This is a genomic window from Corynebacterium sp., from assembly GCF_022712275.1.
Taxonomy (GTDB): domain Bacteria; phylum Actinomycetota; class Actinomycetes; order Mycobacteriales; family Mycobacteriaceae; genus Corynebacterium.
The window spans coordinates 1-20,467 of record NZ_JALAGU010000039.1; the positions used below are offsets into that span (position 1 = coordinate 1).

General features: G+C 65.8%; 17 protein-coding genes, 2 tRNA genes and 1 pseudogene. 4 read left to right on the top strand and 16 right to left on the bottom strand.

The features are described from left to right. Positions 1 to 216, bottom strand: a 216-nt coding sequence (locus Q0A27_RS09260) for an IS3 family transposase (RefSeq protein ID WP_367273318.1), incomplete at its 3' end; no start/stop codon positions are given. Positions 217 to 549: 333 nt separating this feature from the next. On the opposite strand from Q0A27_RS09260, the pseudogene Q0A27_RS09265 reads away from it, so the two are divergent. After that, positions 550 to 828: pseudogene (locus Q0A27_RS09265) on the top strand (tyrosine-type recombinase/integrase); the annotation flags it as partial. A 24-nt stretch (positions 829 to 852) separates the two neighbouring features. On the opposite strand, the gene Q0A27_RS09270 reads toward Q0A27_RS09265, so the two are convergent. The 4 genes from Q0A27_RS09270 to gyrA form a co-directional block, all read right to left on the bottom strand. Continuing rightward, positions 853 to 925 (bottom strand) — tRNA-Ala (locus tag Q0A27_RS09270). A 10-nt stretch (positions 926 to 935) separates the two neighbouring features. Continuing rightward, positions 936 to 1,012 (bottom strand) — tRNA-Ile (locus tag Q0A27_RS09275). Between the two features lie 84 nt (positions 1,013 to 1,096). Then, complete coding sequence (locus Q0A27_RS09280; RefSeq protein WP_291474829.1) at positions 1,097 to 1,702, bottom strand: DUF3566 domain-containing protein; 606 nt, start codon at positions 1,700 to 1,702, stop codon at positions 1,097 to 1,099. A 21-nt stretch (positions 1,703 to 1,723) separates the two neighbouring features. Further along, positions 1,724 to 4,234, bottom strand: a complete 2,511-nt coding sequence (gene gyrA / locus Q0A27_RS09285) for a DNA gyrase subunit A (RefSeq protein ID WP_291474831.1) — start codon at positions 4,232 to 4,234, stop codon at positions 1,724 to 1,726. A gap of 115 nt (positions 4,235 to 4,349) precedes the next feature. Here gyrA and Q0A27_RS09290 point away from each other — a divergent pair, with 115 nt between their 5' ends. Continuing rightward, entirely contained in the window at positions 4,350 to 5,234 is an 885-nt protein-coding gene (locus Q0A27_RS09290; RefSeq protein WP_291474834.1) for a siderophore-interacting protein, read from the top strand. 9 nt (positions 5,235 to 5,243) lie between these two features. On the opposite strand, the gene Q0A27_RS09295 is transcribed toward Q0A27_RS09290, so the two are convergent. After that, positions 5,244 to 5,714: a flavin reductase family protein gene (locus Q0A27_RS09295; protein WP_291474836.1), complete on the bottom strand. Its 471-nt coding sequence runs from the start codon at positions 5,712 to 5,714 to the stop codon at positions 5,244 to 5,246. A gap of 230 nt (positions 5,715 to 5,944) precedes the next feature. On the opposite strand from Q0A27_RS09295, the gene Q0A27_RS09300 reads away from it, so the two are divergent. Next, positions 5,945 to 7,297, top strand: coding sequence for an HNH endonuclease signature motif containing protein (locus tag Q0A27_RS09300; protein ID WP_291474838.1), 1,353 nt, complete (start codon positions 5,945 to 5,947; stop codon positions 7,295 to 7,297). Here Q0A27_RS09300 and Q0A27_RS09305 read toward each other — a convergent pair. The 4 genes from Q0A27_RS09305 to Q0A27_RS09320 form a co-directional block, all read right to left on the bottom strand. Continuing rightward, positions 7,294 to 8,097: an ABC transporter ATP-binding protein gene (locus Q0A27_RS09305; RefSeq protein ID WP_291474840.1), complete on the bottom strand. Its 804-nt coding sequence runs from the start codon at positions 8,095 to 8,097 to the stop codon at positions 7,294 to 7,296. The two genes, Q0A27_RS09300 and Q0A27_RS09305, sit on opposite strands and share 4 nt — an antisense overlap. Then, entirely contained in the window at positions 8,094 to 9,155 is a 1,062-nt protein-coding gene (locus Q0A27_RS09310) for an ABC transporter substrate-binding protein (protein WP_291474842.1), read from the bottom strand. The genes Q0A27_RS09305 and Q0A27_RS09310 overlap by 4 nt, the downstream gene beginning before the upstream one ends. Before the next feature lie 23 nt (positions 9,156 to 9,178). Further along, entirely contained in the window at positions 9,179 to 9,865 is a 687-nt protein-coding gene (locus Q0A27_RS09315; RefSeq protein ID WP_291474844.1) for an ABC transporter permease, read from the bottom strand. A 209-nt stretch (positions 9,866 to 10,074) separates the two neighbouring features. After that, the gene (locus tag Q0A27_RS09320) at positions 10,075 to 11,256 is read right to left on the bottom strand and encodes an LLM class flavin-dependent oxidoreductase (RefSeq protein ID WP_291474846.1); all 1,182 of its coding nucleotides are present in this window, start codon (positions 11,254 to 11,256) and stop codon (positions 10,075 to 10,077) included. A gap of 111 nt (positions 11,257 to 11,367) precedes the next feature. On the opposite strand from Q0A27_RS09320, the gene Q0A27_RS09325 reads away from it, so the two are divergent. After that, positions 11,368 to 12,561: an ROK family transcriptional regulator gene (locus tag Q0A27_RS09325; RefSeq protein ID WP_291474848.1), complete on the top strand. Its 1,194-nt coding sequence runs from the start codon at positions 11,368 to 11,370 to the stop codon at positions 12,559 to 12,561. An 18-nt stretch (positions 12,562 to 12,579) separates the two neighbouring features. Here the strand turns inward: Q0A27_RS09325 and Q0A27_RS09330 are convergent, their stop codons facing one another. From Q0A27_RS09330 to dnaA, 6 genes are all read right to left on the bottom strand, one after another. Then, the gene (locus tag Q0A27_RS09330; RefSeq protein WP_291474858.1) at positions 12,580 to 13,470 is read right to left on the bottom strand and encodes an alpha/beta fold hydrolase; all 891 of its coding nucleotides are present in this window, start codon (positions 13,468 to 13,470) and stop codon (positions 12,580 to 12,582) included. 1 nt (position 13,471) lies between these two features. Next, positions 13,472 to 15,517 (bottom strand): DNA topoisomerase (ATP-hydrolyzing) subunit B, encoded by a 2,046-nt coding sequence (gene gyrB / locus Q0A27_RS09335; protein WP_291474859.1) that lies wholly within the window; start codon positions 15,515 to 15,517, stop codon positions 13,472 to 13,474. Between the two features lie 92 nt (positions 15,518 to 15,609). After that, positions 15,610 to 16,161: a DciA family protein gene (locus Q0A27_RS09340; RefSeq protein ID WP_291474850.1), complete on the bottom strand. Its 552-nt coding sequence runs from the start codon at positions 16,159 to 16,161 to the stop codon at positions 15,610 to 15,612. Then, the gene (recF, locus tag Q0A27_RS09345) at positions 16,154 to 17,347 is read right to left on the bottom strand and encodes a DNA replication/repair protein RecF (protein WP_291474852.1); all 1,194 of its coding nucleotides are present in this window, start codon (positions 17,345 to 17,347) and stop codon (positions 16,154 to 16,156) included. Before recF ends, Q0A27_RS09340 begins: the two co-directional genes overlap by 8 nt. A 13-nt stretch (positions 17,348 to 17,360) precedes the next feature. After that, positions 17,361 to 18,560: a DNA polymerase III subunit beta gene (gene dnaN, locus Q0A27_RS09350; protein ID WP_291474854.1), complete on the bottom strand. Its 1,200-nt coding sequence runs from the start codon at positions 18,558 to 18,560 to the stop codon at positions 17,361 to 17,363. 751 nt (positions 18,561 to 19,311) lie between these two features. Then, positions 19,312 to 20,467, bottom strand: a 1,156-nt coding sequence (gene dnaA / locus Q0A27_RS09355; protein ID WP_291474856.1) for a chromosomal replication initiator protein DnaA, incomplete at its 5' end; no start/stop codon positions are given.

Sequence of the window (20,467 nt, forward strand, 5' to 3'; positions counted from 1 at the left end):
ACACCGGGAATCGTGGTCACCGGGGTGGACTTTTCCTTCCGCTGATGCCCCCAGGCCCTGGCGCAGCATCAATGTCGCCACGGTCTTCACGGTGACCTCAGTGCCCTCCCGGGCGAGCTGCGCACGGCCCCGGAAAACCCCGTAGACGTCATCGGACCCGGCGAAGACCTTCCCGACCCTGGTGCCCGGTTCGTAGCGCTCGTCGGACGTTGGCAAAAGCTCGCCGACAAGGCTGCTGCTCTTCCCAGGAACCTGTTGTCCTTGTGCAACTCGGCGACCTGAAAGCACAGGGCCTTGAGCTCGGCGCGTTCATCCAGGGTCAGTTCCCCGGTCGGTCCGCCGGCCCCGGTGGCTCATACGGCGGCGACCCACTTGCCCAACGACTGGGAACCGACACCCAGCTCCCGGGCGACCTCGGCGATGGTGCGTCTCCGGAGTCGTTTGCCGGGGATCTTCCCGGCCATGGTGACCTCCTCTCGTGCGGGTCGGGTCCCGCTACTTCGCGTGCCCACTCAACGAACGTAGGGCCAGCGTCGCTCGTTCCGCCCTGCCGTGAAGACGATTCGTCACAGTGATCCGGAGTTCCCCGACCTCACCCTGCATGATCTTCGGCATACAGCGGCGTTATTGGCTATCTCTTCCGGCGCGACACCGCCGGCGGTTCAGCGGATGCCGGGACACTCCAGTGCTGCGTTCACGCTGCGGGTGTACACGGGACTGTTCGATGATGATCCGGAATCGGTAGCGGTGAAGATGGATGCGCGGATCTCTGGCGGACTGAGAGCGGACCAAACCAAAAAAGACCCTCACTCCGACTGCTCGGAATGAGGGTCTGACCTGGGTCATTACTTGTGGAGCTGAGGGGAATCGAACCCCTGACCTTCTGCTTGCAAAGCAGATGCTCTACCAATTGAGCTACAGCCCCAAAAGTCCGTTGGTGGGCCTAGCAGGATTTGAACCTGCGACCTCGTCATTATCAGTGACGCGCTCTAACCACCTGAGCTATAGGCCCTCGAACGAATGGAAACTATACCGACACTCTCCCGAAACACACAAACCAGCAGGTCACAATGTATTTTCACAGAATTTCAGCGTGTCATTCCACGCGGTGTGTGCCACTGCCCCAGCCAGCCGCCGCCGCACCACCGGCAGCGGGCGCTTCCACGGCCACCTCGGCGGTCACCGTGTCCGCCTCAACAGCCATTTCAGTGTCTGCTGCAGCCTCCGTTCCGGTGTCAACCTCAGCGTTCCCAGCAGCGTCCCCAGCAGCGACCTCAGCCTCCGCAACGCTCTCGGAAGCGGAAGCCTCGGCAGCCTCGGCAGCCTCCAGGACAGCACCGGCACCGAGAGTCACCCGCAGGCCCCCCACATAGCCCGCCACGGCGTTGTAGAGCATCGCGCCCAGCGGAATGAACAGCGCGGCGACAACGACCTCCACGACGCCCACGAGCGCGGCGATACCGAAGTACATGCCCGCACTGACACCGTCAGCACCGAGCAGGTCTCCGGCAAGGCTGTTCACCCGGTCCCAGACCCCGGCAGCACCGAGGATGATGTAGACGAGCACCGCCGCGATCATCCACGCAACGAAAAGGCACACCCCCACGGCCGCACCGAGCTTCGCGGCACTGCGGGGGTCGATCGAGGCGAGCGTGGTCCGGACCAGGGTCGGCCCGTCCTCGCGCACGGTCCCGTCACTCACGGCGTCCTCTCCCATCGGGCCCTACTGGTCCTCGTGCTCGGCGACCTGCTGGGCGGATTCTTCGCCCTCGTCCTCGACATTGCGGTCGATGGCGAGCAGTTCGACGCCCTTGGCCAGGTCGACCAGGCGCACACCCATGGTCGCACGGGAGGTCTTGCGGATCTGCCCGACCTCGGTGCGGATGATCCCGCCGGCACTGGTGACGGCGAAGATCTCGTCGTCCTCGGTGACGGTGACTGCACCGATGAGCTTGCCGCGCTTGGCGTCGTACTTGAACGTGACCACACCCATGGTGCCGCGACCCTTGACCGGGTACTCCTCCATCGGGGTGCGCTTGCCGTATCCACCCGAGGTGGCGACAAGCAGGCAGGAGTCGTCGTGGACGACGGTGAGAGCCAGCAGCTGGTCCTCGCCGCGGAAACGCATGCCCTTCACACCGGCGGTCGCGCGGCCCATCGGACGCAGCGTGTCGTCGTCGGCGGTGAACCGCAGTGCCTGACCCTCCTCGGAGACGAGGAGCAGGTCATCGTCCCCGGTGCACAGCTGCGCACCGATGAGCTTGTCGCCCTCGTTGAGGTTGATGGCGATGAGGCCGCCGGACCGGGCGGTGTCGTAGTCGGTGAGGCGCGACTTCTTCACGCGTCCCTGCTGGGTCGCCAGGACCAGGTACGGGGCGTCCTCGAAGGACTGGATCTGGATGATCTCCGCGATCTGCTCGCCGGGCTGGAACTCCAACAGGTTGGCGACGTGCTGGCCACGGGCCGTACGGGACGCCTCGGGCAGCTCGTACGCCTTGAGCCGGTACACACGGCCGTAGTTGGTGAGGAACATGATGATGTCGTGCGTGGAGCACACGAAGAAGTGACGCACGATATCGTCCTGCTTCAGCTCGGCACCCCGGACACCCTTGCCGCCACGACGCTGCGACCGGTAGTTGTCCACCTTCGTGCGCTTGGCGTAACCGGTGGAGGTGATCGTGACGACCACATTCTCCCGGGCGATGAGGTCCTCCTCGGACACGTCACCGGTGGCGCCGACGATCTCGGTACGACGCTCGTCGCCGAACTTCTCGACGATCTCGGCGAGCTCGTCGCGGACGATCTCACGCTGACGCTCAGGGGACGCCAGGATCGCCTTGAGGTCAGCGATGGTCTCCTCGATCTCGGCGAGTTCGTCGATGATCTTCTGGCGCTCCAGGGCGGCAAGGCGACGCAGCTGCATCGCAAGGATGGCGTCCGCCTGGACGTCGTCGATATCGAGGAGGTCTTTAAGGCCCTCACGGGCGATGTCGACGGTCGCGGACCGACGGATCAGGGCGATGACCTCGTCGAGGGCGTCGAGCGCCTTGACCAGACCACGCAGGATGTGGGCGCGCTTCTCGGCCTCGTCGAGACGGAACTGGGTCCGTCGCACGATGACCTCGATCTGGTGCTTCACGTAGAGGCGCAGCATCTGGTCGAGACGCAGGGTGCGCGGCACCGAATCGACGATGGAGAGCATGTTCGCGCCGAAGCTGGTCTGCAGCTGCGAGTGCTTGTAGAGGTTGTTCAGCACGACGCGCGGCACGGCGTCCCGCTTGAGCGTGACGACGATGCGCATGCCGACGCGGTCGGAGGACTCGTCGTCGATCTTGGAGATGCCGGCGATCTTGCCGTCGCGCACCTGCTCGGCGATGGAGCTGACCAGGTTGTCCGGGTTGACCATGTAGGGCAGCTCGGTGATGACGATGATCTGGCGGCTGCCCTCCTCCTCGATCGTGGACCTGCCGCGCATGCGGATCGAACCACGACCGGTGGTGTAGGCGTCCTTGATGCCCTGGTCGCCGACGATGAGGCCGGCGGTCGGGAAGTCCGGGCCCTTGACCCGCTGCATGCAGGCCTCGAGCGCGGTCTGTTCGTCCGCCTCCGGGTTCTCCAGGAGCCAGAAGATGGCCTCGGCGAGCTCGGTGAGGTTGTGTGGCGGGATGTTCGTCGCCATACCGACGGCGATACCGCTGGAACCGTTCATCAGCAGGTTCGGGACGCGGGACGGGAGAACGTCCGGCTCCTGGGACTTGCCGTCGTAGTTCGGGGAGAAGTCGACGGTGTTCTCGCGGATGTCCCGGACCATCTCAAGCGCCAGCGGCGTCAACCGGCACTCGGTGTAACGCATGGCGGCGGGGCCGTCATTGCCGCGGGAACCGAAGTTCCCCTGTCCGTCGACGAGCGGGTAACGCATCGACCACGGCTGCGCCATACGGCACAGGGTGTCGTAGATGGCCGTGTCGCCGTGCGGGTGGTAGTGGCCCATGGTCTCGGCGACCGGGCGGGCCGACTTCACGTAGCCACGGTCGTGGCGGAAGCCGTTGTCGTACATCGCGTAGATGACGCGCCGGTGGACCGGCTTCATGCCGTCGCGGACCTCGGGGAGGGCCCGACCCACGATCACGCTCATGGCGTAGTCGATGTAGCTGTTCCGCATCTCCTCGGTGAGGTCGATGGGGGTGATGCGGTCGAACAGCGTCTCGCCGCCGCCGTTGGTGTCGTCGCTCACGTAGTGCGATCCCTTCTGGCTGCCTGGATATGACCTGACCATTCTAGCATGTCAGGGGACGTATTTCCGGCGGCTCGCACCTCTTCTTCCCGGTTTCACGGTTAGGCTGGGCTGCATGAGTGACAGAACACAGGAATCAGGACGCCCCGCACGCCGTCGACCCCCGGTGCCCAGCCTCGCGAAGGTGACGGACGTACGCACGATCCCCGGCGGCATGGTCCGCGTCACGGTGGCTCCGTCGAAGCCTGTCGCCGACATGGACCTGGTCTTCACCGACCATTACGTGAAGCTGCTCTTCCCGCCCGCCGGTGCGTCCTGGTCCTGGAATGACGCCGATCTCGACCCCGCCACGCTGCGCGACGTCTACCCGCGCGAGGAGTGGCCCGTGATGCGTACCTACACGCTGCGTTCATGGGACGCCGCGGCGAACACCCTCGACATCGACTTCGTCGTCCACGGCGACACCGGTCTCGCCGGCCCCTGGGCCGCCACGGTCGAACCTGGTGCGGTCATCGGTTTCGCCGGTCCGGGTGGCGCCTGGCGTCCCTCCCCCGACCACGACCGCTTCGTGCTCGTCGGTGACGAGGCCGCGGCACCGGCGATCTTCGCGGCCGTCGAGGCGCTCCCCGCAGGTGCGACCGCCGAGGTCTTCGTTGAGGAGGAGGACGCCGACCACGAGCTGGAGGCACCGGAGTCCGCCGCGGAGGTTACCCTGCACCGCGTCCTGCGCAACGGTGCGGTACACGGCACGGAACTGGTCCGCGCGGTCGTGGACTCCGGTCTCGCCGGTGAGGGGCGTGCATCGTGGTTCGTCCACGGTGTGGCCGAGATGATCCGCGATATGCGTCGTCACCTTTTCGTGGACAACGGTATCCCCAAGGCCGATGTATCGATCTCCGGCTACTGGCGGCTCGGCATGGTGGAGGACGAATGGCAGGCCTCCAAGCGCGAGTTCACCGAGGAGATCGAGGCCGCTGAGGCTGCCGCGCTGAAGAGTTAGGCGGCAGAGTCAGGCCGCAAGGTAGAGGTACGGACGCTCGGCGTCCGTGATCTCACCGGTGGTCCGCTGGCTCACGTGGAGCAGGGCGACAGTGTGGCCTCCGGCATCGAACTCCTGGTAGAGCCGGGTGGTGAGGTGAACCGAGGCGCCGTCGACGACTCCTGCCCCGCTGCGGTCCGCGTGGAGGGACGCCGGGAGATGCTCCCGGGTGAAGCGGCCCGCGGCGAGGGTCTGGAGGGGATTGAGGACCGAGATCCCGAGAGTCGGGGCGGTACGGATCTCCTGCCAGGCGGGATCGTCAGCGGGGACGCGGACGGAGACGAGTCCGGGGGCCAGGCTCTCGTCGAAGAAGGAGTCGATGACCACACACATCATCCGACCGTTGACCTCCGCGGCCAGGACGGCCAGCGGAAGTCGGGCCTGGTCGGCGACATTTCCTGTGTTGGTGGCGGCTTCGGCCGCCTTCAGTGCTGTGGTCATGACGACAAGTAGACCACTCGGTCTGGACGAATGCAAGTACCGATCTGTCTACTTTCTCTGTCTTTCCAGGTCACACCGTGAAAATTAAGTAGACCAAGCGGTCTGTATAGGTAGTTACCCGACACCTTCCCGACAGCTCCCCCGCGACCCACTCCTCGTCCATGTGTACATATGTTCTATTAAGTGCCGGAGTGACGTTCCGGCGTCCGCCCGCCTCCTACCCTGACACCATGACCACACCACAGGCACCACCACCGACTGCCCCTGATCCACCACCGCCTCAGTTCGAGTTCGCTGCGTTCTCCGTCAACGTCTTCGCCGGATACAGGCCGGGACGTGACGCACCGCTGTGGGCTGTCGAACTGGCTGGGGATGCGCTCGCCGCGTCCACCCGGGAGCTCAATCTCAACCACCTCGCGATGGCGCGTGCCTGTCTCCCCGCCCCGGACACGGATCTCGAACGGCACCTGTCCACACTCACTGCGCGTACGGGCATTCCCCGTCACAGAGTCTCCACCTACTGCGACATCGGGTTCATGCTCACCCGCTTCCACGCGGTGGCCTCGCGGCTCGCCCACGGTGCGTTCAGCCTCGAACACCTGACAATGCTGACGCGCGCGCTGGAAGGGGTGGATGACGAGCGTCTCCCTGCCGTCCAGGAGAGTCTCCTCCGTGCACTTGTCCCGCGTCGTAGCGGTGAGGCACTGCCCGGCGTCCGGGCACTGCACAACGAGGTCCAGAAGATCATCGCCGACTGCGATCCGCTGGCCCGGCCCCTGGACGAGGGTGAGCAGGCGTCCACCCGACCCCTCGATAAACGCCCTACCGAAGAACGCCGGGTGTATTCGCAGAGCTTCCCCGACTCCTCCGTCACCACACTCACCGCGGTCCTCACGGATGTGGAAGCCGAGGAGTTCACGACCATTCTCGACGCCGTCTGCCGGAAGCTCTCGTGTTCCCGTGCCGACGGACTGATGCACCTCGCACGGGGAACGGCCGACGTCTCTGTGACCCTCAACCTCTTCCGTGATCCGGACTCCCCCATCGCCGCCACCGAGAACGGCACCTGGTTGGACGCACTTGCCACCGAGGATTTCATGGAGCGGGTCAGTGCACTGCGCGTCATCGGTCATGGTGCGACAGAGCGCTACACCCCGACGGAGGCGATCGCTGCTTTCGTCCGCGGCCGGGACGGAACCTGCCGCTTCCCCGGATGCGATGTTCCGGCACTCATCTGCGATCTGGACCATGTGATGCGCTTCCTCCCGGACAATGCCGGCGGTCCGACGTCAACGGAGAACCTCCACTGCCTGTGCCGGAAGCACCACGTCATGAAGACAATGGGATGGTTCGACGTCACCCTGTCCGGCGACGGCGCCGAGATGTGGACCAGCATCGACGACGGCCACATCTATATGACGGAACCGAGTGGCCCACTGGCGACGTACGCGAGGTCCACCCTCCGGATACGGTCGGACCGGCGCCGGGCGACTCTGCGCGAACACAACCGCCTCAGGTTGGAGAGTCTCGATGAACTGACTCAGGCACTCTCCGATGCACGCCATGGGGAGGTGCCGTTCTAGACCACCGCATGTGCCGCGTTGATCGCCGCCGTCACCTCGTGACGCAGGGCCACGAACCCAGGCTCTGCGGTGAGATCGCGGAGTCGGGACTGCAGTGTTTCACGTGAAACATCGCCATCCCCGAGAGGGATCCGGAGATGATCCGGGACGCGCACTTCCTCAATCACGCGCCCAGGGCCGGCCGCCATGACCACGACCCGGTGACCGAGCAGCAGAGCCTCCTCCACACTGTGAGTGACAAAGACGATCGTCGGACGGGACCGTGCCCACACCCGCAACAGTTCCGCCTGGAGCTGCTCCCGGGTGAAAGGATCGAGCGCGCCGAAGGGCTCGTCCATGAAGACATACCGGGGTCCTGCCGCAAGTACCCGGGCGATCTGGGTGCGCTGCTGCATGCCTCCCGAGAGTTCATGGGGCAAGCGGTCGGCGGCATCGGCGAGACCCACCAACTCAATGAGCTCATCTGCGTCCGCCTTCTGCGCCTCACTCCCCGAGTACCGGTGGGAGAGGCGGACATTGTCACGCACCGAGTACCACGGCAGCAGGGTCGGTTGCTGGAAGACCACTCCCCTCTCGGGATCGGCACCACGAACCCGTCGTCCGTCGACCCGGATCGCCCCATCGGACGCCTCGAGGAACCCGGCCAGGATCCGCAGTAGTGTCGACTTCCCGCACCCTGACGGACCCACGAGGCAGATGATCTCCGCGTCCGGAACCTCCAGCTCCACTCCCCTCAGCGCCTCGACCCGTCCGGCGGATGTGGTCTCGTAGACCTGACTGACATTCTCGATCGTGATCACTGGTAGTCCTTCCAGAGCTCGGGGCGGGTGGCCGCCTGGTAATCCTGTGCGGTCTTGGCCGACGGAATCTCTCCCTGATCCACAAGGAACTCTGCCGTCGACTGAATCGCCTCAGCGAGCTCGGCGAGATAGCGGGTCTCCTCGGAACCGTGGATGAACGTCTGCCCCTCAATCTGTCGCGACGCCGAATCCTCATCCATACCGGAGGCGCCGGCATTCACCTTCCCGAATTCTTCCGGGTCCTCGTCGGCATGGTCGACCACCCAGGCTTCGAGGGACAGGAAGGTACTGAGGATCTCGCTGTGCTGATCGATCCACAGATTGGAGGCGAGGGTGACGTTGTAGGTCGAATGGCCGGCCTCTGCCTGCTCGGCCGAGTCGGTGAGTACGTGCCCCGGAGTAGAGCCGCCGGTGCCCTCCTTGAGTTGTTCGAGTGTCGGGTCCCAGACGTAGGCGGCGTCGATCTGATCGGACTTCCATGCGGCGGGAAGCTTGTCCGGGGAGACGTTGACGATCTCCACATCGCGCGACGGGTCCAGCCCGGCGTCGATGAGAGCATTGAGAAGGCTGTAGTGGGAGGTCGAGGAGAACGGCACCGCAATGCGTGATCCCCTGAGGTCCTTGATGGAGTCCGCGTCTTTGGCGACCAGAGCCTCTGTCTCACCGATCACCGAGTTCGCCGAGACGACCGAGACATCCAGATTCAGCGGGGCACTGAGTGCCTTCGTGGTTGGAGTCGACCCCAGTGCAGCAATGTCCACGGAGCCCGCTGCGAAGCCCTGGACGATGTCCTGTCCGGTCGGGAAGCGCGTCCAGGAGACTTCGGCGTTCGGCAGACAGGCTTCGGCGAGTTGCTGGTCCTCAATGTAGAGGTCCGTCGCAGGGCCCCCGAGATAGCCGATACGGATGCGGCCGTCAGCCTCCGAGGGGGCCACCGGACATTCGATGTCATCAGAGCTGTTGACCCATTCATTGGCCGGTGGTCCGACACAGGCCGAGGTCCCCAGTCCGGTGACGGCGAGGACACCGGCGAGCGGAAGAAGTCGTCGCGGTTTCACGTGAAACCGGGTGCGCGGATGAGTCACTGCTTCGTCCTCCAGGGGGCGTAGGTCCGCTCCACCCACAGCAGCAGCTGATCGAGAAGCAGAGCGGCGACACCGATCACGATGATGCAGGCGATCGCCAGGGCGGTATCCAACTGGGTTCCGGAGATGTAGGCGAGCCCGCCGATGCCGGGGATTCCGTCGTTCATCTCGGCCGCGACGATGGCGGACCAGCACAACCCGGACGCCAGTCGAATGCCGTTGATGATGTCCGGCAGAGCGCCGGGAAGAAGTACAGTCCGGAAGACCTGTCGCCGGTTCGCGCCGAGGGACTGCGTCGCCAGAACCCAGTCGCGGCGTACTCCGGTGACACCGGACAGTGTCGCTACAGCCACGGTCGGGAAGGACGCTAGGAACAACAGGGCCACCTTCGACTGGTCACCGATTCCGAACCACACGATCAGCAGCCCGATGTAGCCCAGCGGAGGAAGCGCACGGAGGAAGGAGAGATACGGCTCGACGACCGAACGGACAGCCGCACTACTGCCCAGTCCCCAGCCGACAAGAATGCCGACAACCGTGCCGGCACCGAGGCCGACCGCGATCCGCTCAAGAGTCGCGAGCAGATGCTGCCAGAGGAAGTAGCCCTGGACGCCACACTCCTGACGGTTGCTGGCGGCAGACGCCGATTCACAGAGATTGGTGGAGACGAGTCTGTCAGCCACCTCACCCGGACCGGGAAGTACGACAGGATCGAGTCCTGCCCAGCGCGCGACCGCCCACCAGGCGGCAATCAGTCCCGCAAGAACACCCACATGCCGAAGCACCCGGACGCCGCGCCCCTTCCCCACTCCCCCGGTCTTCGCTGATGCCGGTGTCTTTACAGATGAGTCGGTACTCTTCGTCACCTGACTGTCGGCGCGGATGGTCGTACTCATGCCAGATTCCGCGCAGATTCCTGGTTACCCACGGGTGCCCCATGATTCGTCACTGTGACGCCAAGCCGCCGGAGAGCGGGAACGGTGCCCTCCCCCACCTGGAAGCTCTCCTCGATATGCGGATAGCCCGAGAGGATGAAGTGTCGGATGCCGGACCGGCGGAAGGCGTCGATGGTCGCGGCCACCTGATCGTGGGACCCGACCAGTGCGGTGCCTGCTCCACCACGGAGCAGTCCGATACCGGACCAGAGCCCCGGGGAGAACTCGAGAGCCCGGGCATCTCCGCCGGGAACGAATCCCGAACCACGACCATGGATCTCAGACATCCGACGTTGCCCGACCGACTGCGAGGTCTTGAGTCCCGCCTGAGCCCGGGCCACATCGGCGGGGTCGATGGAATCGTAGATCTTCTGTGCGACCGCCCAGGCCTCCTCCTCGGTGTCCCGGGAAATGACGTGGAGACGGATGCCGTAGTCGAGCGTCCTTCCGTAGGCTGCGGCACGGGCTGCGACGGTCTCCAGCTTCTCTGCGACGTCATCAGGGTGTTCACCCCAGGTGAGGTAGACATCGGCGCGTTTTGCGGCGGTCTCGATGCCGGCCGGCGAGGAACCGCCGAAGAAGACCGGCGGCGTCACGGAAGGACGCCGGGCCAGAGAGGCACCGTCCACCGAGATGTGCTCCCCCCGGACGTCCACCGGTTCAGATTCGGTCCACAGCCGCCGGACCAGGTCCAGCGACTCATCTGCGGCGCCGTAACGCTCCTCCTTGGTGGAGTAGTCACCGTAGGCACGTTGTTCGGCGTCCTCCCCACCGACGACGACATTGAGGAGCAGGCGGTTCCCGGAGAGTTCCTGGTAGGTCTGGGCCTGCTGGGCCAGGAGCGTCGCAGGGACGAGGCTGGGACGGTAGGCCACGAGGAACTTCAGACGCTCAGTCGCGCCGAGCAGGGCCGCGGTTGCGAGCCAGGAATCCTGGCACCACCGGCCGGTGGGCGTGAGCACGGATTCGAAGCCGTTGTACTCCGCAGCCTGAGCCAGCTGGGTGAGATAGCGCAGATCAGGGAATCGGGTGCCGAGCTGGGCGTCAGCTCCGTGTCCGCCACCGACGATCCCGCGGGAATCGCCGTTGGTGGGGAGGAACCAGTGCAGGGTGACATCGGAAGGTGTTGGAAGAGTCATAGCCATCGAGTAGACCACTCGGTCTGTGACGAACCCACTGATCCATTCGCGGTGATCGAAACAGACAGAGCAGTCTGTTCTTTTCATTCGCAGTGACCTAAGGTAGCTCCCATGACCCTCACTGTCGCAGACGCCCCCGACGCAGACACTGCCACCGGCACCGCGCACTTCGCCACGCCGGTCAACGGCCCTGCCCGCGTCCTCCACCAGATCCGCACCGCCCCCGGTATCACCCGGACGCGACTGCACGAGGATCTCGGATTCTCGCAGCCCACCGTGACCAGGCATGTCGCGGCACTGATTGATGTGGGCCTGGTGGAGCAGGCATCCCCCACCCAGTCCTCGGCGACCACTGTCGGGCGGCCCGGAACCACACTCCTGCCCGCTGGTCGTCACCTCAGCGCCCTCGGTGCGCACGTCGGCCTGCGCAGTACCCAGCTGGTGGCCGTGGACGGTGTCGGTCGTCCGCTGCGCTCCCGCACCCTGAAGCTCCCGCTGGCCGATCTCGCTCCGGAGGACGCGCTGGAAGCGGTCAACCACGGTCTCACCACACTGGGCCGTGGGCTTCCGGATCCGGTAGGACTCGGAGTCGCCTTCTCCTCCCCGGTGGACGCCGCAGGCCATGTCACCTCGCAGGCCTACGGCTGGGACGATGTCGATGTCGCCGGCATTCTCGGACGCTCCGTCACGGGCCTACCGGTCTCCCTGGCGACGGGTGTCGGTGCCATGGCCGGCGCTGAGCTGACCAGCACACCGCTGGGAACCACCGACCGGGTCACCCCCGGCGGACGCTCCACCCTCTACGTCTACGCCCGCGAACTGGTCGCCCATGCCTGGATCGTCGGGGACGCCGTCCACCAGCCGTTCACCGGAACCTCCCCCGCGGCCTTCACCGCCATCGCCGAATCCGGGTCCTTCCGCAGTTCACGGGGCGGAACCGGACATCCGCTGGGCACCACGGCAGTGCTCGACGCGGCCCGGCGCAAGGGACTGGGGGTGTCCTCGATCCCGGAGCTGGTGGCACTGGCGTCCTCCAATGTGGTGGCCCGTGCACTGCTCGACGAGCGCGCCGAGCTCCTCGGACGCATCATCACCCTGGCGGTGGAGGTCGTCGATCCGGCGACGGTGGTCTTCGCCGGTGACGCGTTCACCGCCGATCCGGACGCCGTGAAGATCATCGCCGGTGGACTCCAGCGCAGTGCCCCGCGGCGGGGACTGAGCATCCAGCGGGCAGGTGACGGGATCCTGTCCCGGGCGGCCGCGGTCACAGCCCTGCACCGGCTGTGGACGGATCCCCTGGGTTGAACTGTCGGGCTGACCTGCTCAGCTGATCCGGTCGACGTAGGCCTCGAGCCGGTCGGAGATGTCCTCCGGCTCGCGGGCCCACCGGTTGTGCCCCAGTGTGCCGGGCAGTTCCTCGACCAGCGGGTACGCCTTCGGCATGAGGTTCGCCAGCGCCCGGCAGGAGTCCACCGTGCAGTAGTCGTCGTTGCTGTACCGGGTCAGCAGGACCGGCACCCGCACGGCCTGCAGCGCCTCCATGTATTCCAGGTCGCGGCCACGCAGCCGGTCGAGAGAGTTCGTGCGACCGAACCGCGCCCACTCCCTCAGCTGGACACCGGACTGGCGGCCGTATCCGGAGACATCGAGGGGCCCGCCCGGCCAGAAGCCCAGGATCCGGCCGACAGTGCCCATGAGCAGGCCACCGACGCGCAGGCGTCGTCGTTCCGGATTCGGGAAGGCACGGGCGAACGGCGAACCGGTCCCGACCCCCATCAGTCCGATGATTCCCAGCTCACGGGCCTCCGGGCGGGCCAGGAGCAGCGAACCGATCTGTCCGCCCATCGAGTGGGTGAGCAGGATGACCGGGTGGTCGGCGGCGAGGTCGAGGCGCGACTTCACCGCACGGATGGTGCGCGGATAGTCCTCGGACGCCAGGTCGTGGTACCCCCACCGGTCGGTGAAGGACGCCACGGCGGTGCTGGAGCCCTGGCCACGCAGCTCACCGATACCGACCGGGAAACCGCGTCGGGAGAGCGCCTCGGCGACCGGGCGGTAGTAGTGCGCACCGACACCGAACCCCGGCCAGATCATGATCAACGGCCGGGTGGTATCACTCCCCTCGCCAGAGCCCTCCCCCGGGAACACCGGGATGCGGGAGGCGGAGCCGTCGGGCATGACCACCAGGATGCTGGTGGCCGGGACCGTCGTCATATCAGACATCGAGGAACCGGACATCCTTGGCGTTGCGGGTGATGAAACTGCGGCGGGCGACGACATCGTCGCCCATGAGGACGGCGAAGGTCTCGTCGGCGTCCGCGGCGTCCTCCAGGGTGACCTTCTTGAGGATGCGGTCCTGCGGATCCATGGTGGTCTCCCACAGCTCCTTGGCGTTCATCTCGCCGAGGCCCTTGTAACGCTGGATGCCGTCGTCCTTGTTGATCTTCCGGCCGGCGGCGAGTCCTTCGGCGAGCTGCTTGTCACGCTCGGCGTCGGAGAAGGCGAAGCCCGGCTCACCCTTGGCCCACTTCAGCTTGTACAGCGGCGGCATGGCGAGGTAGACGTGGCCGTCCTCGATCAGCGGACGCATGAAACGGTAGAGCAGGGTCAGCAGCAGAGTCGCGATGTGCTGGCCGTCGACGTCGGCGTCCGCCATGAGGACGATCTTGTGGTAGCGGAGCTTGTTGATGTCGAACTCATCGTGGATACCGGTACCCAGGGCGGTGATGATCGCCTGGACCTCGGCATTCTTCAGGACCTTGTCGAGGCGGGCCTTCTCCACGTTGAGGATCTTGCCGCGCAGCGGGAGGATCGCCTGGAACATCGAGTCGCGGCCGGACTTGGCGGAACCGCCGGCCGAGTCGCCCTCCACGATGTAGATCTCGGACTTCACCGGATCCTTGGAACGGCAGTCGGCGAGCTTGCCGGGCAGGCCGCCGAGATCGGTGGCGGACTTGCGGCGCACCAGGTCACGGGCCTTACGGGCGGCGACACGGGCCTGGGCCGAGGAGACGGCCTTGTTGACGATCGCCCGGGCCTCGGCGGGGTTGGCGTCGAACCAGTCGGAGACATGCTCGTTGGTGGCTTTCTGGACGAAGCCCTTGATCTCGGAATTACCGAGCTTGGTCTTCGTCTGCCCCTCGAACTGCGGGTCACCGACACGCACGGAGATCACCGCGGCGAGACCCTCACGGCAGTCGTCACCGGTGAGGTTCGGCTCCTTGTCCTTGAGCATCTTGTGGTCACGGGCGTAGCGGTTCATCAGGGAGGTCAGCGCAGCGCGGAAGCCCTCCTCGTGGGTACCGCCCTCGACCGTGTTGATGGTGTTGGCGAAGGTGTGGACCGACTGCGCGTAACCGGAGTTCCACTGAAGGGCGATCTCGACCTCGTGGTCGTCACCCTTGACCTCCAGGTCGATGACGCTGGGGTGCACCGGGGTCTTCGACTTGTTGAGGTGGTCGACGTAGTCCTTGAGACCGTCCGGGTAGTGGAAGACCTTGGTGCGCACCTTCGGTGCGTCCTTCTTCTCCTCCAGGGCCTCTTCGTCCGCGGTCTTCGGGGCGGCAGCCTCGTCGGCGGCGGCGTCCTCGAGATCTTCGGCCTGCTCGACGACCTGCTTGCGCTCGTCGGTGAGCGTGATGGTCAGGCCCTTGTTGAGGAAGGCCATCTCCTGGAGGCGGCGGGAGACCGTGTCGAAGTTGTAGGTCGTGGTCTCGAAGATCTCCGGGTCGGCCCAGAACCGCTGGGTGGTGCCGGATCCGCGGGCCTTCTTGACCTGCTCCAGTTCCTCGGGGATGGAGTGGTCGAAGACCTGGTGCCAGAGGTAACCGTCGCGCCTGATCTCGGTCTCGACGCGGGTCGACAGGGCGTTGACCACGGAGATACCGACACCGTGCAGACCACCGGAGACCGCGTAGGCCTGGGAGTCGAACTTGCCGCCGGCGTGCAGCTCGGTCATGACGACCTGGACGGTCGGACGCCCCGTCGGGTGCATCTCCACCGGGATACCACGGCCGTTGTCGGAAACCTGGACGGAACCGTCGTCCTTGAGGGTCACCTCGACACGGTCCGCGAAACCTGCCATCGCCTCATCGACGGAGTTGTCCACGACCTCCCAGATGAGGTGGTGGAGACCGCGCTCACTGGTGGAGCCGATGTACATACCCGGACGCTTACGGACCGCCTCGAGGCCTTCCAGGATGGTGATCTGGTCTGCACCGTAATCCTCGGACCCGTGGTGGGATTCCGGTCCAGCGTTCATCTCAGCCTCAGCCACAGCCTTTTCCACTCCTTGATAGGTAGAGCTTTAACCACTCCATCCTACCCGGTCAGGCGTCCTCGCGTAAGCAGGTGCTATCCGTAGGTGTCCCGCGGACCGCGGCCCTTGACGTGGTACCGGCCCTTACGCCAGTTGGGCGGACGCGGCCCGTAGATCCGCAGTTCAGCGACCACGTCGCCGCCGATCTTCTTCGCGATGGTCTGCAGGATGAACGTCTGCATCAGCCGCAGGTTCGTGGCCCAGGCGGTGGAGTCGCACTCGATGTGGAGCTGGCGCTCCTTCTCCTTGTACATGACGACCTTCGTGTGCCGGGCGACGTCTTCGCCGACGATGCCGGCCCAGTTGCCGCGGATCGTGCCGACGGCGAAGTTCCGGTTCCAGCCGTTGCGTCGGATCTCGCGTTGCACCAGGTCACCGAACTTGCCCGGGTCCCTGTAACTACGGTCCATCCGCCCGTCGTAACGGGTCTTCATGCGCTTCGGCTTCGCCCCACGACGCCGCGGGTTGAACGGCTGACGGGGCGGGACCGGGGACGCCGAGAGATCGTCACCGGTCTTCTTCGCGGGCCCCGACAACCCCCGCAGTTTCTCCCACTGCGCGGCGACGGGATCGTGTGGCTCAGTCATCGGTCTGTTCCGGCCCGGGATCCAGCTCAGAGAGGCGTCCTTCATCGGTCACGCGGGCGCGCACCGCATGGACCCGCGCGATATCGCGGAGGTCAGCGGGGATGTCCTCGTCGACAGCGGCCGTGATGAGCACCTGCTCGGCTTCCCCCGCCAGGTCGACGAGGGCGCGGCGACGGGCGCGGTCGAGTTCGGCGAAGACATCGTCGAGGATCACCAGCGGCTCGGTGCCGTCGGCACGCTGCATCCGGTGGGACGCCAGGCGCAGCGTCAGCGCGAAGGACCAGGACTCGCCGTGGCTGGCGAAGCCCTTGGCCGGCTGGGTGCCGAGGATCAGCTGAAGGTCGTCCCGGTGCGGGCCGGTGAGTGTGATTCCACGGTCGACCTCAGCGTCCCGTCGCCGTGCCAGGCGGGAGAGCAGCACAGCCTCGGCGACATCCGGATCGAGCAGGTAGGCGCCGGTGGGATCGACGCCGGCGTCGGCGAGCTCGGCGTCCACCGTGGAGGTGTAGCTGATCAGCGCAGGTCGGGAACCCGGTGCGAGTCGGGCATAGGACTCCTCGACATGAGGTGCGAGATCGTGCACGACCTGCACCCGGGCCGACATGATCTCTCCGCCCAGCTGTGCGAGCTGGGCATCCCACACGTCGAGGGTGTCCGCCACCGAAGACGCTGACGACGAAGACGCCGACTTGAGCAGTGCATTGCGCTGCCGGAGGACCTTGTCGTAGTCCGCGCGGGCGCCGGCCAGGCGCGGGTAGCGGGCGGCGACGACCTGGTCGAGGAAATGCCGGCGCTGCTCCGGTTCACCGCGGACCAGGGCCAGATCCTCCGGGGCGAACATGGTGGTCCGGACGATGCCGGCGAGACCACGCTGGTTGCGTAGGGAGGTGCGGTTCACCGCGGCCTTGTTCGCGCCACGGGCGTTGATGACCAGGTGTGCGGTGAGTTCGCGGCCGTGGTTGACGGCGGTGGCCGAGACGCGGGCGGAGTCGCACCCCTCGCGGACGAGGGCTGCGTCCCCGCTGACCCGGTGTGAGGCGAGATGGGCGAGGTATCCCACCGCCTCGACGATGTTCGTCTTCCCGTTGCCGTTCGGACCGGCGAATACGGTGACACCGGGGGTGAGTTCCAGGTCGAGGGACGCCCATGACCGGAAGTCACCGAGATACAGGGAACGCAGGTACATGCAGGTGACGGATCTAGCCCGGGAGGCGGACCGGCATCAGCAGGTAGGTGAACGGGGTCTCCGGGGTCGGGAAGGCGCCGTCCGGGCCTGCCTCAGGCAGGTCCTCGGGCTCGGGGAACAGGATCGCCGGTCGGGACGGCTGGGTGAAGCCGAAGACGACACGGTCGGTGTGGATCACACCGAGACCGTCCTTGAGGTAGCCCGGGTTGAAGGCGATGACCAGCGGTTCGCCGACGAAGGCGCAGGGCAGCTGCTCCTCGGCGACACCGATGTCACTGCCGCCGCCGGAGATAGTCAGCCCGCCCTCCTCGAAGGCCATCCGGATCTGGGAATTACCCTCGGTGACCAGGGAGACACGGCGGATCGCGTCCAGCAGCGGGGCGATCTCCACTGTGGCCAGGGCGGTGTTCTGCTTCGGCAGCAGCGGGCGGAACTTCGGGAAGTCCGCGTCGATGAGCCGGGTCGTGGAACGACGGTCGTCGGTGGCGATGCCGAGCAGCCGGCTGCCACCGGATGCGGCGTCCGTGTCGAGGGCGATCTCAACAGGCTCACCGTTGGAGTCCAGCGAGCGTGCCGTGTCGGCCAGGGTGCGGGCCGGGATGAGCAGTTCGGCGGAGATGTCGGCACGGGCGGGAGCCCAGTCGACGGTGCGCACCGCGAGCCGGAAGCGGTCGGTGGCGGCGAGAACGACATGTTCGCCGTCGATCTCCATCCGGATACCGGTCAGCATCGGCAGGGTGTCGTCCCGACCGGCGGCGACGGCGACCTGACTGATGACCTCGGCGAAGAGATCCGGGTCGAGGGAACCGGCGGTCGACGGGAACTCCGGGAGGACCGGGTAATCGTCGATGGTCATCGCCGGCAGCTCGAAGTGGGAGCTGCCGCAGTTGACGAGCACCTTGGTGCCGTCGTAGTCGATACGCACCGGCTTGTCCGGGAGGGCACCGATGATGTTGGACGCCAGACGACCGGCCACGAGGATCCGGCCGGGTTCGGCGACGTCCGCGGAGACGCGGACCTTGGTGGAGACCTCCCGGTCGAAACCGGAGAGCTGGAGCCCGTCCTCGGTCGCCTCGATGAGCACACCACGCAGGATCGGCTGCGAGGCCTTGCTCGGGAGGCTGCGGGCCACCCAGGCGAGTGCCGAGGAGAAGTCGTCCTTGGCCACGGTGAAGCTGACGGACTGCTGGTCCCCCAGCTGATCGGTGGTCACTCGTTCGTACCTTTCTGCAGGTCATTCATTCGAACATCATTCGAACACCGGCGCCGTCCGGGTTCCCCGGCGCTCCCGGCACGGGTTCACGGGCCCGTTGTGTGCCCCCAGAGTAGTCCACAGTGGTGGACTCCCGCGAGGCCCGTCCGGTCTTCTTCTGTCTCTGCCTTACGTTGTGGGCCGGAGGCTCCGTCGGACCCGGACGATGGAGCTGGCTTGTCCCCACCACCTTTTTCTCTTGAAGGACTTCATGTAGATCGCCAGTCGTAGCAGTAGGGGGTGTGGATGCTGTGGACAACCGGGAATCCGGGCAGTTCGGGGCGGTTGCTGTCGTGTGGAGTCACCGGTGGCCGACCCTGTGGATAACTCCACGGAACTGTGGATAACTCGGGTGCTGGTGCCGGTGTACACCGCGTGTCCACCGGGCCATGCACGGGGAGACGGTGATTTATCCACATCTAGTGCACCACTGTGACCTGCAGAAATGCAGATTCTGGTGTTCGATCGTCGGAGTCGGTCTCCTGGGGAAACACATTCTTGTAATTTGTCCACAGGCGCTGTGGAGTTATCCACGGGCGGTGGACTGCCAGGGTCCGGATCCGGGGTCGGACGCCTGAACAGTGCAGGCGGGAGCCTACTCACATTCTTGTAATTACATCGATGTGGATAACCCTGTGGAGAATGTGGATACCGGTCTGAGTTGTCCCCCGGCGACCGGTTCCCCACCGGTCGCGTCTCCTTGTGTCCCCCGTCAGCGCTGGCGCGCGCGGGACTTGATCTTCTGCGTCAGCTCCTGGAACTGCTCGAAGATGGCGGTGTTCTCCTGGATGGCGGTGCGCATCTTCTTCTCCGCGTGCATCACCGTGGTGTGGTCACGTCCGCCGTAGACCTCACCGATCTTCGTCGTCGACATCTCGCAGTACTCACGGGTGAGGAACATGCCGAACTGTCGGGCGGTCACGATCTTGCGGACCTTCGACGGGCCGGTGAGCTGGTCGATCGACACCGTGAAGTGGTCGGCGATGACCTCTATGACCATTTCCGGGGTGATCGTGACGTCCTGCGGAAGGATGTCCTTCACCACGACCTCGGCTGCGGCGATGGTGATCGGCTCACCGGTCATGGAACAGTAGGCCACCACCCGGGTCAGCGCGCCTTCGAGCTCACGGATGGAGGACTCGTTGCGGCTGGCGATGAACTCCAGGACGTCGCGCGGTACCTCTGCCCCGTTGAGCAGGGACTTCTTGGCGAGAATCGCCATCCTGGTCTCCAGGTCAGGCGTCTTCACGTCGGTGGTGAGCCCGCCCTCGAAGCGGGTACGCAGCCGGTCCTCCAGCGTCGTCAACTGGGAGGGCGGGCGGTCGGAGGACAGTACGATCTGGTGGTTCGCCTGGTAGAGGGCGTTGAAGGTGTGGAAGAACTCCTCCTGGGTCGACTCCTTGCCCTGCAGGAACTGGATGTCGTCGACAATAAGGAGGTCGAGGTTGCGGTAGTTCCGCTTGAACTGGTCCAGTGCGAGCGGACCACCCTGAATCGCGTTGATGAACTCGTTGGTCATCTCTTCACTGGAGACGTAGCGCACCCGGATCTCCGGTTTGAGCTCCCGGGCGTAATGCCCGATAGCGTGCAGCAGGTGTGTCTTGCCAAGTCCCGGCTGGCCGTAGATGAACAGCGGATTGTAGGCCTTGCCCGGATTCTCGGCGACGGCCCGGCAGGCCGCGGCGGGGAACTGGTTCGACGGGCCGGTGACGAAGGTGTCGAAGGTGTACTTCGGGTTGAGCCGGTTCTCGTCGTCGGCGTGGGTCGCGGCAGCGGCCGGGGCGGTGGCGGCGGTCGTCACGGGGACGCCGGCGGTCACCGTGACCGGTTCCGCGACCTGGGCGGGTTCCGCGTAGGCGGCGGGGGCG

Bases quoted from the DNA above. Each gene is read 5' to 3' on its own strand.
- Q0A27_RS09290 (WP_291474834.1), top strand. From the start codon at position 4,350: ATGAGTGACAGAACACAGGAATCAGGACGCCCCGCACGCCGTCGACCC.
- Q0A27_RS09295 (WP_291474836.1), bottom strand. From the start codon at position 5,714: ATGACCACAGCACTGAAGGCGGCCGAAGCCGCCACCAACACAGGAAAT.
- Q0A27_RS09300 (WP_291474838.1), top strand. From the start codon at position 5,945: ATGACCACACCACAGGCACCACCACCGACTGCCCCTGATCCACCACCG.
- Q0A27_RS09320 (WP_291474846.1), bottom strand. From the start codon at position 11,256: ATGACTCTTCCAACACCTTCCGATGTCACCCTGCACTGGTTCCTCCCC.
- Q0A27_RS09325 (WP_291474848.1), top strand. From the start codon at position 11,368: ATGACCCTCACTGTCGCAGACGCCCCCGACGCAGACACTGCCACCGGC.
- Q0A27_RS09330 (WP_291474858.1), bottom strand. From the start codon at position 13,470: ATGACGACGGTCCCGGCCACCAGCATCCTGGTGGTCATGCCCGACGGC.
- gyrB (WP_291474859.1), bottom strand. From the start codon at position 15,517: ATGAACGCTGGACCGGAATCCCACCACGGGTCCGAGGATTACGGTGCA.
- Q0A27_RS09340 (WP_291474850.1), bottom strand. From the start codon at position 16,161: ATGACTGAGCCACACGATCCCGTCGCCGCGCAGTGGGAGAAACTGCGG.
- recF (WP_291474852.1), bottom strand. From the start codon at position 17,347: ATGTACCTGCGTTCCCTGTATCTCGGTGACTTCCGGTCATGGGCGTCC.